The sequence below is a fragment of the Yersinia sp. 2541 StPb PI genome, assembly GCF_052217145.1.
Classification (GTDB): domain Bacteria; phylum Pseudomonadota; class Gammaproteobacteria; order Enterobacterales; family Enterobacteriaceae; genus Yersinia; species Yersinia enterocolitica_E.
This window is the reverse complement of record NZ_JAZGQB010000001.1, coordinates 1,939,324-1,953,939: the sequence shown is the minus strand read 5'-3', so window position 1 is coordinate 1,953,939 and position 14,616 is coordinate 1,939,324. Positions and strand designations below refer to the sequence as shown.

Here is a 14,616-nt window from a genome sequence, read left to right as displayed (position 1 = left end):
CGTTAGTCTAAAGAAGCACTTCCACCGTTGCAAGCCACTGTTTAACGCCATAAATCGGTCGAATATCAGCTATGGTGTACCATCCCTGCCGGGATAGCGTCAGGTTCAACATTCATGGTGCGCAAAATTTGCCCCATAATATCGCTAAATACCGGGGCAGAAACCGCGCCGCCATAGTATTTGCCGCCTTGCGGATTGTTTATCACGACCACCAATGCAAAACGGGGTTGGCTGGCAGGCGCGACACCCGCGGTATAAGCCACATATTTATCAATATACTGGCCATTTGGCCCAATCTTCTTAGCAGTCCCCGTCTTAACGGCAACCCGGTATCCCCTGACGGCCGCTTTCATTCCGCCACCGCCGGGCAGCGCCACACTTTCCATCATATGTTCCACTTGCCGCACCAGATCCTCGGGGAATACCCGTAGCCCTAACACCGGAGGATCGACCTTAGTAATCGATAATGGCCGATAAATACCGAAGCTGCCGATGGTGGCATAGACTCGAGCCAGTTGCAGCGGTGTCACCATCAAGCCGTAACCGAAAGAAAAGGTAGCACGATCCAGATCACTCCAGCGTTGCCGCTGTGGCATTAACCCACTACTTTCACCGGTAAGGCCTAACTGAGTCGGTTTTCCCAAACCAAACAACGCATAGGTTTCCATTAATGCCGAAGACGGCATTGCCAACGCCAGACGAGAGACGCCAACATCACTTGATTTCTGCAATACGCCGGTCAACGATAGCGCGGGATAAAAACCCACATCTTTAATTTGGTGCCCACTCAGCACATAAGGATGGGTATCCAGTACGCTGTCTGGCTTTACCAGATGATGTTGTAATGCAGTCATTACCACCATCGGTTTGACTGTCGAACCCGGCTCAAAAATATCGCTGATAGCCCGATTACGAAAATTCTCTTCCGCCGTGGCTGCGCGGTTATTCGGATTAAAGGTGGGATAGTTGGCCATCGCCAAGACTTCGCCAGTATTAATATCAATAACCACTGCGGAGCCAGAATCAGCCTTATTAAACATGACAGCATTGGTCAGCGCATGGGATGTTTCAGCCTGCAAACGCTCATCAATACTGAGTTCAACATTCTGTCCCGGGTGGCTATCAGTAGAAGAGATATCCTCAACCACTCGGCCAAAGCGATCTTTACGTACCACTCTACTGCCAGCGGTGCCACTTAATAGCGAGTTAAAACTCTTTTCTACGCCTTCAATACCCTGGTCATCTATATTAGTGAAACCAATTAAATTGGCCGCCACATCACCGGACGGATAAAAACGCCGTGACTCCGCTTTGGTCGCGATACCGGGCAGTTTCAAGCGTTGAATGTACTCAGCAACATTAGGTTCAACTTGTCGGGCAAGATAGATAAAACGGGCATTGGGGTTTTGATTGATACGGTTGATTAATTGACCTATTGGCATATTGAGTTCCTGTGCCAATGCCTGCCAGCGTTCGGTAGTACCTACCCCGCCTTTTTCCAGTACCGTTTTGGCATCAGCCCAAATGGCCTCGACCGGGACACTGACCGCCAACGGATGCCCGCCACGATCAGTTATCATACCGCGTGTATTGGGTGTTGCCACCACACGCACTGAACGCATGTCCTCTTCTTTTACCAGCGGATCCGGTTCAATAACTTGCAGCCAGGCAACCCGTGCCAGCAGGCCAAAAAGTGACATTAAAATACAACTACACAACAAGCCAAAGCGCCAACGAATAAAGTTATTACTGTCAGTTTTTGGTTTAGGAATCATTAAGATCAACCCTGGAGAATAGCGAGCATCATAGCTGCCATTAAACCCTATCCCAGACACTAACGGGTGCCAAAACAGTGATACAAGATGCATTATTTTGCAACAATTCACTAACGGCGATTTAAAAGAAAAGGTGACTGGTCAATAACTTAAAAATCGGCTTACACTGAGTGGCGTTCTTTTTCTTCATTAGGTAGGTTCTATGACTGATTTTTCACCACAACTTAGCCGGATCACCACCCTCTGCCATGGTTTTGGCAATAAATCGGCCCTGTTACCTTCCTGCCTCTTGCCATATCAGGCTTCACAAGCCATTAAAAAGCAGGTTCATGGCACTACGATTATCGATGTGACCGCCCCGGGACAAGAGTGTGGTGAAGCCGATGGTTTCTATACCACTCAAGCAGGCATTTTATTGACCGTTCTGACGGCTGATTGTCTGCCAATCATTTTTAGCCAACAACAAGGGAGAGCCATTGCGGTGGTTCATGCTGGTTGGCGGGGCTTATTTGATGGTATTATCTTAAAGATGGTTGAGCGTATTGCGCGCGATGATGACCCTGTAAATTGGGTTGCAGCCATCGGGCCTGCCGCACAGTCTTGCTGCTATGAAGTCAATGAGGAGTTGGTCGAAAGGTTTACTAATAAATTACCACTGGCTAAAAATATCATTTCACCCCGTTTTCGCCACCTCAACTTAGCGGCCATTGCTGAACACCAATTACGAAGTGCAGGTATTCATCAAGTCGATCATGTGGGCAGTTGTACTATTTGTACGACTATTCAACATGATGATAATAAAAGTCACTTCAAATATACCAGTTTCCGCCGAACCAGCCAGCAGCAAGCGATTGACTCAACCCATCCAGGGATTAAAGGCCGTAATCAACATTCCGGCTTAATTATTTTGCCTTAACGGATAGATAATACTTATCGCACCCTGAATACGAAAAAACCCGCACAAAGGCGGGTTTTTACAGCAAAAGAGCTGATTAGATTGCAGTAACGTTTACTGCAGACGGACCTTTCTGACCGTCTTGGATTTCGAACTCTACGTTCTGGCCTTCAGCCAGGGTTTTGAAACCATTACCCTGGATTGCAGAGAAGTGTACGAACACATCTTTGCTGCCGTCAGCTGGAGTGATGAAACCGAAACCTTTAGACTCGTTGAACCACTTAACTTGACCTTTGATCTTTGCCATCTTGAGTATTTCCTTTGGATTGTTTAACTCGCCCGTAGGCGTTTACATAGACAAACTAGAGTCGTTACTGCTTGAGGCACTAAGATAAGGATCGGCAGAGAAGCGGTATTCAACGCTAACGTCTTTACTCAGAACTTCTTTACTGAAAATGCCACACATATACAGAACTGTACCTCGTTTTACCCATATGCGTTATCACATACTCTGTATTCGATGGCAAGCCATTTTTAATCAAGGGTGAACCTGTCGCACATATTTGAAACGCTTGCTCATAAAGAATGCGTAAATATGCTGAAATTTGTTGAAGGTCATCGTATTTTCTGCTCTATTTTTTTATACTGGCCTATCGCGCTTTCTTACTGGTTTTTAACATTTCAGCTAACACTTTTTATAATACTGCTTACGTGGATATTTACTGTTTTCCATCCCCAGCATCGAACCGAAAATCACAGTGGTATAAATTTTATTAGCATTAAATATATAATAATTGAATATATCCCTCCCCAGCGCTGACGGCTCACTCTCTTCATCTAGTGACTGTCACAGGGGCAAGCTTGCTAGCTAACCCCTTACTTAATATCAGGTTATAGTTTGAATCTTATCTTTGCTCAAAAATCAGAAATAATTTATTGGCGACTTTGTTATGAAGCACAATTGCACAACCTACCCCCAACAGTAAGGAGAGCCCCTTGTTATATAAAAATATAAACTCAAATGCCAAATTTAATACTAAAAGATTGGCTCTCCATATGGACTGGTATTGTGCTATATAGGTGCAATACACAAGAAAAATTAGCTGCATCGCACCAACAAGGTGCGATAGCACTTTATTTAATCTGCATGAATATCGCCTAAAGCACGCATTATTAGTTAATTCACCAGGGTGAAATGTAGCCTAGTCCACCTACATTTAGTGTGAGAAATTCCTCTTGATATATTCTTAACTTTTCTGAAACAGAATTTAATAGCACTGATGTACAGTTGAAAACTCTAAATTACTTTATCGTTATAGTGTGGTTTAGGTTCGAGATTATAAGCTCCACGCAATTATAAATAATCTATTAATCACTCTTATTTTGATAAGTACAAAGATTATCTGATGCACAGATATCTTATTTCGCCTTATGGGCATCAGAGAGCCATGTTATGAATTGTAAATATATTATCAACACCTGTATTCTCAGTAGCTTATGGTGGGGTCAGGCCGCTACTGTATTGGCGGAGGAAGACTATCAGCCAACACCGACATCTATAGGGCAGCATAACCCGCAAACCAGCAATGAAAGCTTGTGGCAACGCCTGACGAGCAACATCTCGCTTACCTGGGATTCACCAAACCAGGAGCTGTATATCCCGCTGAATACCTGGCACAACCGCTGGACCTACGATGATGACAAGATAGAGTCATACAATGAGCGGCCATGGGGTATCGGCTATGGCAAGTATCGCTATGATGAGGATAACAACTGGCACTCTGTGTATGCGATGGCATTTATGGATTCGCACAACCAAATTGAACCCATTATAGGTTATGGCTATCAAAAAATGTGGATACCGGGAGCGATGGACGGCTGGCGTTTTGGCGTAGGCTTTACCGCCAGCATTACCGCACGTCATGAATATTATTACATTCCTGTCCCATTGCCTTTGCCACTTATTTCTATTGAATATAATAAGTTTTCACTACAAAGCACCTATATTCCCGGCACTTATAATAATGGTAATGTTTTGTTTACCTGGATGCGCTGGCAATTCTAATGGACTCTATTATTTAACTATTTAAACCATGCAATTAAAGTGGTTATAGGCGACTATTAAGAATTAATCTCAATTAGCGTTAATTGATCCAAAAAAATACGATAGTTCTCATCAATTAAAACTATGCTGAGTATCCGCTTAGTTTATTGCTGATTATTTAAACACAACAAATAGCGTCTTAGGTGATAACAGCCGGGCTTGATTTTTCATACAGTTAATCGCCCGGCACTTTTATGCTAACACTTCAATCAGGCTACATCTGAGTCATTTACATTCAGTTTATGCCGCTTATGTTTACGCCGAGTGAGTATAAAACCGCACCACAATAGCGCAACCCAAACTGGCATCATTAGCACTGAGATCTGAATACCATCAGTGAGATACATAATGACCAGAATCAACGACAGAAACACCAGGCACAGATAATTACCGTATGGGTACCATAGCGCCTTAAACCGCGGTTCTACGCCTTCTTGCACCTTCGCAGCCCGGAATTTGAGGTGAGCTAAACAAATCATCACCCAGTTAATGACCAATGTTGAAACAACCAGCGCCATAAGCAGTTCAAACGCTTTGCCCGGCATAACATAGTTAATAACAACACCGGCTGAGGTGGCCAACGCCGAAAGTGCGATTGACAGAATAGGCACGCCACGTTTATTAACTCGGGTCAACAACTTAGGCGCATTCCCCTGCGATGCCAAGCCAAATAACATGCGGCTATTACAATAAACACCGCTGTTGTAAACCGATAGCGCGGCGGTCAAAACCACTACATTCAAGATTGTTGCAACCCAATTGCTATCTAACGCATGGAAAATCATCACAAAGGGGCTACCGCCTTCAACCACTTTGCCCCACGGATATAGGGAAAGCAGTACCGCCAATGAACCGATGTAAAAAATGAGGATGCGATAGACAACCTGATTGGTTGCTTTAGGGATACTGTGATGGGGATCTTCAGCTTCAGCGGCCGTAATGCCAACCATCTCCAAGCCACCAAAAGAAAACATAATCACCGCCATCGCCATCACTAATCCGCTCAAGCCATGGGGCATAAACCCACCTTGTGCCCAGAGGTTAGTAACCGATGCCTCAGGCCCACCAGTACCGGAAGCCAGCAGATATGCACCGAACACAATCATACCGATAATGGCAACAACCTTGATGATTGCGAACCAGAATTCAGTTTCACCATACATTCGTACGTTAATAAGATTGATGGCATTTATTAAGACAAAAAATACAGCAGCGGAAACCCAGGTGGGAATCTCTGGCCACCAGTATTGAATATAAATACCGACGGCGGTCAATTCAGCCATACCAACCAGTATAAACATCGCCCAGTAGTTCCAACCAGATAAGAAGCCAGCGAAATCGCCCCAATATTTATACGCAAAATGACTAAATGAACCTGCAACTGGCTCTTCGACAACCATCTCACCGAGCTGACGCATAATGAGAAAAGCGATAAAACCACCGATGGCGTAGCCGAGTATCACTGAAGGGCCAGCCATCTTAATCGTCTGAGCTATCCCTAAAAATAATCCGGTCCCAATCGCACCACCCAAGGCAATCAGTTGAATATGTCGATTTTTTAAACCGCGTTTTAGTGTTGAATCCTGCAACTGCTGTTCCATCCTATCCTCTGCCGCACCTATTACGCACTAACGTGCTAAACAGCGCTTTCATAAATGAATCTGCGGCGGTTTTTTAACACTTAAACCTAATTGCAGCAAGAATAAAGGTGGTTAGCTGACTATCGGAGAAGGATCAATCAGCCGATGTTTACATGGGAAGGATTTGATTAGAGGACAATGATGCTTTGCCTGTTTAGGGTTGTAACGCAGATATGCCACATAACTTACTCAGATTCCTGGCCCCAATCATCAATGTCGCGACATAAGATTGACTCCGGGTGACAACTTCAACCGCCACGCGATTATTTTTATAGCGGATAAGATAAGTTGAAGGCCAGCCTTGGCGCCGCTCACCATAAGACTTTTGATGGTGGTCAATCGCCGCATGGGCAATGACCAGGTGAGATAAATTTGAATCCCCTTTAATAATACGTTTCATCATCAGCTCCAAGAAGTCAGTCAGAGAATCGCTTACCGTTGGTCACGCCACGCGCTCAGCATATGGGTATCCACGCGGTCGAAAATCATCAATATTTACTCAAATATCTTGGCTGAGCAGGTAACAAATCATCGCGGCACGAAGTGGACTTTGGCTGTAGGCTTGCCACTCACCTTGCGGATTGGTAATCCGAGCATTCCACTGATTATTATCATTAACTTCAGGGGAATAGAGGCCAATTTTATTGGCATAGATGATAGGCCAGGCATCAGAAGGGTTTTTGCAGTAGTCCTTACCTTTAACTCCACCGTATGGATACCACTTATCGGGATCTTCCCCTGTCAGCAGTGCAATATTTCGGTTCACTTCAGTGTCACTTTCTTCATACCATTTAATCATTAGAATCACCGTTGTCTTGAAAAGTTCTGGCTACATTACGGCGAAAATAAGACAAATTTATGACAATCAGCGCAGTATATTGGGCTAAATAAAGGGGCAAACTCACATCGCGCAAAAAGATAATGCCGGCTATGCAGGAGAAACCATCACTCTAGCTACGACGATATTCTGATACCGCCTGGTGACAGCATCAGAATCGGGGGGATTTATCGCTCTGGAATAAACCCTTTAAAGTCGAGAGGCGAAACAATATCACTATCGTCTTGCTCATGCCTGACACCCGTAGCATTTTCCAGTAAAGCATTGAGCAATTCGGTTTGCCGTTTTTGTTGTTCGGCAATTTCGTGTAACAAACGGATTTGTTCATTTGCTCGTACACTGGCACGGCTCAAAAAGAACCAGACTATCAAGAAGAAAATGACAGTAAGCAGCGATAAAGCAATTGGGATGACACCCAGTGCCCCCATATTTGTATCTAACATTGACTACCCTATGACATACGTGGCTAAGGCGCTATCTTATCACTCTGCCCACCACAAAGGGGATCTGAATAAGTGATTCATACTTAATAACGATAACTAACAGTAATAGTTATCTATCGTTATTATAGCTAAGCATAATAGGCTATCCTTACCATGGAATAATCGAAGTGATAGCACAAATACCGGTAGAAAAAGTCCCCCCCTGATCGCAATAACTATCAAGGGCTAATAGATAAAACAAGCAGCAAACGGCAATGATCCCTACCGTTGCGACAAGTTTCTTAATGTTCAAATCGGGCACCTTCTGTAATGTTTTTTTTAATTATACTGTATTAAACATCAACCATTTATAGCCAAAATGTAATTACTGATGTGCACTATAGCTCTGTAACAACATTTTTTATAAGAATTTACTGTTTAGTCTTATAAATCAATATGATTTAGGATTTTTACTATTAACTAACTTATCATTACTCGTTAAACTGTTAAATATTTATCCTAAAAAATAAGTAAAACTAATTACATGGAGTGACTACATGAGTTTATTCAGACTGGTTTTGGTGGTAGCAATCATATACTTGGGCCTTCTCTTTTCAGGCTATGGCGTGCTTATTGGCAGTGAGAAAAACGCCGCAGGCATTGGTTTGCAGTGTAAATATCTGACGGCAAGAACTGTTACAACCGCTCAATTTATAAACGGTGAAAATGGTGTCATTGGTGTCAGTAACTGCCCATTAGTGAAAAAGATCGGCAATAACGTTTTTGAATAATTGAACTGCGGGTTTGCTATTCATAACCCGCAGTGCATTTCCCCCACGGCCGCTAGCCTGATACTACCGCCCTACTTGCAGACAGCCTTAAACGGTAGCTGTTATTTTTGGCTAAATTTCATATCAATTAATGCAATGGCTTTCTCAATCGCTCGCTTAGTCACTGGGTCCGCCCCTGCCGGGTGTGTAGAGAAATCAATAGCTTTAAGTTGATGGGACATTTTATCTCGCACCTCCACCGGAGCAATGATATCAATCACATCAAGGATTTGCTTAATCACCAGTTGGCAGGCAACCAAGTCTGACACCAGCTCTTGGTCATTAGTAAACATTTCAGACATGCATAATTCCTTCTCAGTAATATCGTAAAAGGATATCACGCTTGCTGAAATATTTCTTTAACCTGCACTGCTCTTGTCGACTCGAGAGACTAACATTATCCTTGGCTAATGAAATACCTACAACCGATGTCGATGATGTGCTTAATCAATTGCCCCCTCTTTTTGAAAGAAAGAAGCAGATATGAGATGGCAAGAAAGCTAACGTCAGTACGAAGAGGATATAAAAAAACCAGGCATGAAATTATCAATCACCTGGTTCTAGAGGAAACTCATTAGATGTAAATCGATCACAATATTCCTAATCTCACAGTTCATCACCTCCTGCGCCTTTACCTTTATGCAGGACCATTACTGGCATCTTTAAAAAAACGGTTACGCCGACAACCGCTATCAGAGTCATAATCACCGTTATTAACATGCGATCACCTCATCATTTTTAATTTCTATTTTTCCAAACTCAACCCTTTATCCTCGGGATAGACCCCTTCCTGATGACACTACCCTTTTACTATGGCACCAGAAAAATCTTTTGCAAACACTGTCTGAAAAGTCTTTATGGTCTATTTTGTTCAATCGGGAGCAATTTGGTGTTTTGTGTTGTTCGATTCAACTTGTGTATACTGCTCTACTCCTATCCAGAAAAAACAGACTAAATAATGTCACAAGAAAATCATCTCGCGTTAGTCTGCGCCCTCAGTAAATGGGTCGAAACCCATCTAGGGCGGGTCATCTACCTTGAAGAGTTAGCCGTGTATTCAGGCTATTCGCTTTGGCATATGCAGAAAATATTTAAAGAAGTGACCGGGGTATCGCTGGGTAAATACATTCGGGAAAGACGCTTAGCGGGCGCGGTTTATCAACTAAGAAGTAGTGATAGTACGATTTTTGATATCGCATTGGACTTTGGCTTTGGCTCACAGTCACATTTTACTTACATGTTCAGAAAACGTTACGGTATCACTCCGTATGATTTCAGGCAAAATACTGATATTGACCTGAATATCGCGTTGCCCTTGCATGCTATTCATCAGAAGCTGGCATAACACTCCGCAATGCCCACGATTCGCCTGAATGCTTACCACTGCTTTCCGGCGAATAACGCTTTTCAGTTCTTTTTATAGCAATTCTGTACATCAATAGGTTGTGCTTCGTTACGTTGGCGATCCGCCATATAGGTCATCGCAAACATGACACTGACGACAATGAGTGCCGCCAACAGTAAACCGATCAATGCGATGACTTTGTTGTCATCAAACAAGCTCTTATCCATACACTCCCCCTAATTTCTATGGCGTATCATTAGATTAACCATAGGATCGCAATCAATGTTATTGCAATCAGCAAACATGATGTTGTAAGTAAAACCACGAGCGCAAATTGCGCATCGCCAATTCCCGCAGAATAATCACTATTCGGGGTAATATTTTGTTGTTTTTTCAAAGCAATACCTACTGATTGGCGCACACCAATCCTAACTCTATATAAGAAAAATCGCATTTTATAATGGATACATTTCTATCGGATATCAACCTAATCATTAGTTATTCCAACGCGATCCTGTCGTACTCTGTGTTATAGATCAAGCCCATCCATTGTAAAGTTAGGGATAGGCGCAAAATACATTAGCTTTGATTAAGTGTTTGTGGCGATAATATAATGTCATCTCTGTTCAGTGGACAATTACTGTATCACCGACGTTATTATACCGTAATTACCCCTGTGGCGAGGCTATACAGAGCGGCTAAAGCGGTAATCATGGCCACGGCAAAAAGACATTTTTCAATCGGCGCGAATATTGCTCTCTTTTGCTCACGCTTCGCGATGATAAACAGCACAGTTCCCGGACCATATATCACTGCTGACAGTAATATGTATTTCAACCCGCCCGCGTAGACCATTAATATGGCATATAGTGTTGCTATCAAAGCAAAAATAAAATCTTTCTTCAGCTCGACCGAACCTACCGAATAGGTTTCTCGGGTCCAGGCCAATTTCAGCCCATAAGCCGCAACCAGCAAATAGGGGATCAAAACTAATGAGCTAGTGAGTTCCAGTGCCAACTGGAACGCATACTCAGTGAAGAGAGTAACAATTAAGAATAATTGGATAAAAATATTCGACATCCAAACCGCTGCCGATGGCACCCCGCGCTTATTCTCCGTTGCAAATATCTGCGGCATGATATTACTTTTTGCTGCGGAATAGAGTGCTTCAGCCGCCAATAGGGTCCATGACAGATACGCACCCATAACGGAGATAATCAGCCCGATGCTGATAAATATAGCGCCCCATCGACCCACTATATGTTCTAACACCCCAGCCATTGAGGGTTGCCGTAAAGCAGCAAGATCAGGACGAAGCAGCACGCCATAGGAAAGCATTGTCACTAATACCAGTAAACATAAAACACCAATAAAACCGAGAACAGTAGCAATACCAACATGCTTTCTTTCTTTAGCGTAACGGGAATAAACACTCGCCCCTTCAATACCCACAAAAACAAATACGGTGACCAACATAGTACTGCGCACTTGAGCAAATAGTGTCTCTGATGTTGCACCAATATCTAATGCCGCATGACCGGTATAACCATAGTCATCCAAATGGGAGAGATCACCGACACCAGACAAAGATTGGGAACCCCAGAAGTTTAATGCAAACGTATCTGTATGAAATGCAAATGCCAGCACAATAACAAAAATAAATATCGGAATAACTTTAGCAAAGGTGGCAATAGTATTGATTGCTGCGGCTTCTTTGATGCCGCGCAACACCATAAAATGAAAACTCCACAAGATTAATGACGCAATTAAGACAGCGGATAACGTATTACCATCACCAAATAGTGGGAAGAAGGCTCCCAATGTTGATTTGATCAAAACAAAATAGGAAACACTTCCGATACAGGCGCCAGCCCAAAAACCAATGGCTGAGGCAAAACCAGCATAATCACCAAACCCAGTTTTAGCATAAATATAAACACCGGAATCCAAATCTGGCTTACGTTGTGCCAAAGTCTGAAAAACAAAGGCCAGAGTTAACATTCCGCCACCAGCAATAATCCACGCGATGATGGCACCCAATCCTCCGGTTGCTCGGCCGAATGTAGCAGGTAAAGAGAAAATACCAGCACCTATCATTGAACCCACGACCAGCGAGGTTAATGACCACAGCGAGAGCTTTTTATTTGATGAAGCCGCCATATTCATTTCCATTTACATTAACTAATCCAATGTAAAACAGAATAACCTAATAGAAGACCCACGCCTATAGATGCAATTCAGAGAAAATGTGAGCCTCCTTTAAAAGCTGAATATTCACTGTTGAGTGGGCGTGACACTAATATTAAGGCGTATATACACTCACAGCGGTAGCCTCTTTATGTATCAGTGACAAAATAGACCTATTAGACATAGGTCTTGATACCATTTGAATTTAAACTGCGCATAGTCGGTTTGTGCTGCCAAACTAGTTAATCAGATTTTTAGTCAAATAATAACGGTGGTACTCACCCAGTACATTTTCTAGCGTCATTTTCAATTGATAACCCTGTTTTTCATAGAACGGGCGAGCCTGGAAGCTGAATGTATCTACTTGGGCAAACTTGCATCCCCGCTGTATTGCTTCCTGTTCGGCTGCGTTCATCAAGTTAGTACCAGCCCCTGAGTGACGTAATGCATCCGATACCCATAACAATTCAATACTCAGGCAATTACCTAATGTATATCCGGTAATCCCTCCCAACTTTTCGCCATCTTCTCCTGTGATAAATACGGCTAATGGTTTACGACCATTATCACCAACAAATTTACGGTTAAAAGCCTTCAACCCCTCAATGATTTCTGCAATATCTTCAGTCGTTGGGGCATCTGTCATGGTCAAATTCATTGCTACTGCTCCTCGCTATTATCTGACTAACAATACTCGATATAATCTTGGCTTCAATGCATATTCTCACAGATAAGAATTCTATTATCGGATAATAAATAGCAAAATAAATGCTATTAAGAACCATTTACATTTATAATGCAGCGAACAGCTTTTCCGACATTTGTACCGATTTCTCCTCTGTAATTGTAAGGATACCCCAATGCTCCGCCGTTTCTTTTCTTATTATGCCCCGTACAAAGGGCTTTTTTATCTGGACTTTGGCTGTGCCATTTTGGCCGGGCTGCTGGAGCTGAGTTTCCCGATGGCGGTAAAACTGTTCATTGATAAATTACTTCCCAATCAAGATTGGGTGTTGATCGTTTGGGCGGCAACTGGCCTGTTGATGATTTATCTGCTCAATACTGCGCTAATGGCGATTGTTAACTACTGGGGGCACGCATTGGGTGTGGGTATCGAAACCGACATGCGTCGCCAGGCTTTTAGCCATCTGCAAAAATTATCATTTAGCTATTACGACAATATGAAGACCGGCCATATTATCACCCACGTCACCAAAGACCTTGAAGAGGTTGGAGAAATTGCCCACCACGGTCCTGAAGATCTTTTTATTGCCATTATGACCTTTATCGGTGCATTCATTTTGATGGCATCCGTCCATTTACCACTGGCGATGCTCACCATCATCATCGTACCCTTTATGACCTATCTGGTCAGCCGCTACGGTTCACAGATGACCGAAACCTGGCGCAAACTGTTTGGTCAAGTTGGCAATTTTAATGCCCGCATTGAGGAAAGTATCGGCGGTATTCGTGTCGTCAAAGCTTTCGCTAATGAATCTCATGAAAAGAAATTGTTCGCCGCAGATAACGAAAGCTACCGCACCACCAAATTGCGGGCTTACCGCATCATGACCACCAGTATGACTATGAGCTACCTCAGTACCCGTCTGGTGCAGTTAATTGTGATGGTTGCCGGTACCTGGTACGTCGTGCATGACCAGTTGAGTTACGGCGGTTTTGTCGGATTTCTGTTATTAGTTGAAGTGTTTTTTCGCCCGGTGGCGAAAATAACCTCAGTCCTGGAAAGTTATCCGAAAGGAATTGCCGGTTTTAAGCGATTCACTCAATTGATAGATACACTGCCTGATATTGTTGACCAACCAAACGCTCGCCCTGTTGGCCATTTGCATGGCGATATTTGTTATCACAATGTCAGTTTCGGTTATTCACCGCAGAATAAAATTTTCACCCATTTGAACCTGCAAATCCGGGCTGGCGAAACCGTGGCATTCGTCGGGCCATCGGGGGCGGGTAAAACCACGTTATGCTCACTGCTGCCCCGCTTTTATGAACTCGATGAGGGGGCAATCACGATTGATGGTATTGATATCCGTGATATGACTCAGCAATCATTGCGTAATAATATCGGTATTGTTCAGCAGGACGTTTTCTTATTCGGCGGATCTATCCGTGAGAATATTGCTTACGGTAAACTCGATGCCAGCGACGATGAAATAATGGTTGCAGCACAACAAGCCCGGCTAGATGAGTTGATTGAAAGCTTGCCTGATGGACTGGATACCGTTGTTGGTGAGCGCGGAGTGAAATTATCCGGTGGGCAGAAACAGCGCTTGTCAATTGCACGTATTTTCCTGAAAAATCCACCGATTTTGATTCTGGATGAAGCCACCTCCGCGCTTGATACTGCCACTGAACAAGCCATCCAGCTTGCGCTAACGGAATTATCACAAGGCAGAACGACGTTGGTGATTGCCCATCGCTTAGCCACGATTCAAAATGCCGATCGTATCATTGTGGTCGATAAGGAAGGGATTGTGGAACAGGGCGACCATTATGAATTGCTGGCCCGTAAAGGTGCCTATGCAAAATTGCATAATGCCCAGTTCAGTGCTGCCTGAT

At 43.5% G+C, this 14,616-nt stretch carries 18 protein-coding genes; 5 read left to right on the top strand and 13 right to left on the bottom strand.

All coding sequences use genetic code 11. The features are described 5' to 3' along the window. Positions 1-65: 65 nt before the first annotated feature. Positions 66-1,775 (bottom strand): peptidoglycan glycosyltransferase FtsI, encoded by a 1,710-nt coding sequence (gene ftsI / locus V1953_RS08615; RefSeq protein WP_083158586.1) that lies wholly within the window; start codon positions 1,773-1,775, stop codon positions 66-68. A gap of 202 nt (positions 1,776-1,977) precedes the next feature. On the opposite strand from ftsI, the gene pgeF reads away from it, so the two are divergent. Beyond that, a complete protein-coding gene (pgeF, locus tag V1953_RS08610; protein ID WP_420073460.1) occupies positions 1,978-2,691 on the top strand; it encodes a peptidoglycan editing factor PgeF in 714 nt (237 codons plus the stop codon). Between the two features lie 76 nt (positions 2,692-2,767). Here pgeF and cspE read toward each other — a convergent pair whose 3' ends face one another. Continuing rightward, the gene (gene cspE, locus V1953_RS08605; RefSeq protein ID WP_002221949.1) at positions 2,768-2,977 is read right to left on the bottom strand and encodes a transcription antiterminator/RNA stability regulator CspE; all 210 of its coding nucleotides are present in this window, start codon (positions 2,975-2,977) and stop codon (positions 2,768-2,770) included. A 42-nt stretch (positions 2,978-3,019) separates the two neighbouring features. Then, positions 3,020-3,136 (bottom strand): DUF2627 domain-containing protein, encoded by a 117-nt coding sequence (locus V1953_RS08600; RefSeq protein ID WP_002211058.1) that lies wholly within the window; start codon positions 3,134-3,136, stop codon positions 3,020-3,022. Between the two features lie 987 nt (positions 3,137-4,123). Between V1953_RS08600 and pagP the strand changes: the two genes are divergently transcribed. Continuing rightward, on the top strand, positions 4,124-4,735 hold the full coding sequence (pagP, locus tag V1953_RS08595; RefSeq protein WP_083158584.1) for a lipid IV(A) palmitoyltransferase PagP: 612 nt from the start codon (positions 4,124-4,126) through the stop codon (positions 4,733-4,735). Positions 4,736-4,983: 248 nt separating this feature from the next. Here the strand turns inward: pagP and V1953_RS08590 are convergent, their stop codons facing one another. The 5 genes from V1953_RS08590 to V1953_RS08570 form a co-directional block, all read right to left on the bottom strand. Then, complete coding sequence (locus tag V1953_RS08590) at positions 4,984-6,375, bottom strand: amino acid permease (protein WP_442848652.1); 1,392 nt, start codon at positions 6,373-6,375, stop codon at positions 4,984-4,986. A 193-nt stretch (positions 6,376-6,568) separates the two neighbouring features. Then, on the bottom strand, positions 6,569-6,817 hold the full coding sequence (locus V1953_RS08585) for a DUF4060 family protein (protein WP_083158582.1): 249 nt from the start codon (positions 6,815-6,817) through the stop codon (positions 6,569-6,571). Between the two features lie 96 nt (positions 6,818-6,913). Then, a complete protein-coding gene (locus V1953_RS08580; protein ID WP_083158581.1) occupies positions 6,914-7,213 on the bottom strand; it encodes a phage protein NinX family protein in 300 nt (99 codons plus the stop codon). A 206-nt stretch (positions 7,214-7,419) separates the two neighbouring features. Further along, complete coding sequence (locus V1953_RS08575; RefSeq protein ID WP_083158580.1) at positions 7,420-7,695, bottom strand: YebO family protein; 276 nt, start codon at positions 7,693-7,695, stop codon at positions 7,420-7,422. A 148-nt stretch (positions 7,696-7,843) separates the two neighbouring features. After that, on the bottom strand, positions 7,844-7,987 hold the full coding sequence (locus tag V1953_RS08570) for a PhoP/PhoQ regulator MgrB (protein ID WP_072081862.1): 144 nt from the start codon (positions 7,985-7,987) through the stop codon (positions 7,844-7,846). A gap of 244 nt (positions 7,988-8,231) precedes the next feature. Between V1953_RS08570 and V1953_RS08565 the strand changes: the two genes are divergently transcribed. Then, complete coding sequence (locus tag V1953_RS08565) at positions 8,232-8,465, top strand: YobH family protein (RefSeq protein WP_442820810.1); 234 nt, start codon at positions 8,232-8,234, stop codon at positions 8,463-8,465. 101 nt (positions 8,466-8,566) lie between these two features. Here V1953_RS08565 and V1953_RS08560 read toward each other — a convergent pair whose 3' ends face one another. Then, entirely contained in the window at positions 8,567-8,806 is a 240-nt protein-coding gene (locus tag V1953_RS08560; RefSeq protein ID WP_083158579.1) for a DUF2766 family protein, read from the bottom strand. A gap of 656 nt (positions 8,807-9,462) precedes the next feature. On the opposite strand from V1953_RS08560, the gene V1953_RS08555 reads away from it, so the two are divergent. Beyond that, positions 9,463-9,849, top strand: a complete 387-nt coding sequence (locus V1953_RS08555; protein ID WP_038632374.1) for a helix-turn-helix domain-containing protein — start codon at positions 9,463-9,465, stop codon at positions 9,847-9,849. Between the two features lie 62 nt (positions 9,850-9,911). Here V1953_RS08555 and V1953_RS08550 read toward each other — a convergent pair whose 3' ends face one another. The 4 genes from V1953_RS08550 to V1953_RS08535 form a co-directional block, all read right to left on the bottom strand. Next, positions 9,912-10,076 (bottom strand): hypothetical protein, encoded by a 165-nt coding sequence (locus V1953_RS08550; protein WP_083158578.1) that lies wholly within the window; start codon positions 10,074-10,076, stop codon positions 9,912-9,914. Between the two features lie 29 nt (positions 10,077-10,105). Next, positions 10,106-10,303 carry a hypothetical protein gene (locus tag V1953_RS08545; protein ID WP_083158577.1) on the bottom strand — a complete coding sequence of 66 codons (198 nt, stop codon included), beginning with the start codon at positions 10,301-10,303 and terminating at the stop codon, positions 10,106-10,108. Between the two features lie 203 nt (positions 10,304-10,506). Further along, positions 10,507-12,009, bottom strand: a complete 1,503-nt coding sequence (locus V1953_RS08540) for a basic amino acid/polyamine antiporter (protein WP_083158576.1) — start codon at positions 12,007-12,009, stop codon at positions 10,507-10,509. Between the two features lie 265 nt (positions 12,010-12,274). Beyond that, a complete protein-coding gene (locus V1953_RS08535; RefSeq protein ID WP_420073734.1) occupies positions 12,275-12,694 on the bottom strand; it encodes a GNAT family N-acetyltransferase in 420 nt (139 codons plus the stop codon). Between the two features lie 202 nt (positions 12,695-12,896). On the opposite strand from V1953_RS08535, the gene V1953_RS08530 reads away from it, so the two are divergent. After that, complete coding sequence (locus V1953_RS08530) at positions 12,897-14,615, top strand: ABC transporter ATP-binding protein (RefSeq protein WP_420073735.1); 1,719 nt, start codon at positions 12,897-12,899, stop codon at positions 14,613-14,615. Position 14,616 lies beyond the last annotated feature (1 nt).

Coding starts and splice junctions, on each gene's coding strand:
- pgeF (WP_420073460.1), top strand. CDS start 1,978: ATGACTGATTTTTCACCACAACTTAGCCGGATCACCACCCTCTGCCAT.
- V1953_RS08590 (WP_442848652.1), bottom strand. CDS start 6,375: ATGGAACAGCAGTTGCAGGATTCAACACTAAAACGCGGTTTAAAAAAT.
- V1953_RS08580 (WP_083158581.1), bottom strand. CDS start 7,213: ATGATTAAATGGTATGAAGAAAGTGACACTGAAGTGAACCGAAATATT.
- cspE (WP_002221949.1), bottom strand. CDS start 2,977: ATGGCAAAGATCAAAGGTCAAGTTAAGTGGTTCAACGAGTCTAAAGGT.
- V1953_RS08550 (WP_083158578.1), bottom strand. CDS start 10,076: ATGGATAAGAGCTTGTTTGATGACAACAAAGTCATCGCATTGATCGGT.
- ftsI (WP_083158586.1), bottom strand. CDS start 1,775: ATGATTCCTAAACCAAAAACTGACAGTAATAACTTTATTCGTTGGCGC.
- V1953_RS08585 (WP_083158582.1), bottom strand. CDS start 6,817: ATGATGAAACGTATTATTAAAGGGGATTCAAATTTATCTCACCTGGTC.
- V1953_RS08555 (WP_038632374.1), top strand. CDS start 9,463: ATGTCACAAGAAAATCATCTCGCGTTAGTCTGCGCCCTCAGTAAATGG.
- V1953_RS08535 (WP_420073734.1), bottom strand. CDS start 12,694: ATGAATTTGACCATGACAGATGCCCCAACGACTGAAGATATTGCAGAA.
- V1953_RS08540 (WP_083158576.1), bottom strand. CDS start 12,009: ATGGCGGCTTCATCAAATAAAAAGCTCTCGCTGTGGTCATTAACCTCG.
- pagP (WP_083158584.1), top strand. CDS start 4,124: ATGAATTGTAAATATATTATCAACACCTGTATTCTCAGTAGCTTATGG.
- V1953_RS08545 (WP_083158577.1), bottom strand. CDS start 10,303: ATGCGATTTTTCTTATATAGAGTTAGGATTGGTGTGCGCCAATCAGTA.
- V1953_RS08565 (WP_442820810.1), top strand. CDS start 8,232: ATGAGTTTATTCAGACTGGTTTTGGTGGTAGCAATCATATACTTGGGC.
- V1953_RS08600 (WP_002211058.1), bottom strand. CDS start 3,136: ATGTGTGGCATTTTCAGTAAAGAAGTTCTGAGTAAAGACGTTAGCGTT.
- V1953_RS08530 (WP_420073735.1), top strand. CDS start 12,897: ATGCTCCGCCGTTTCTTTTCTTATTATGCCCCGTACAAAGGGCTTTTT.
- V1953_RS08575 (WP_083158580.1), bottom strand. CDS start 7,695: ATGTTAGATACAAATATGGGGGCACTGGGTGTCATCCCAATTGCTTTA.
- V1953_RS08560 (WP_083158579.1), bottom strand. CDS start 8,806: ATGTCTGAAATGTTTACTAATGACCAAGAGCTGGTGTCAGACTTGGTT.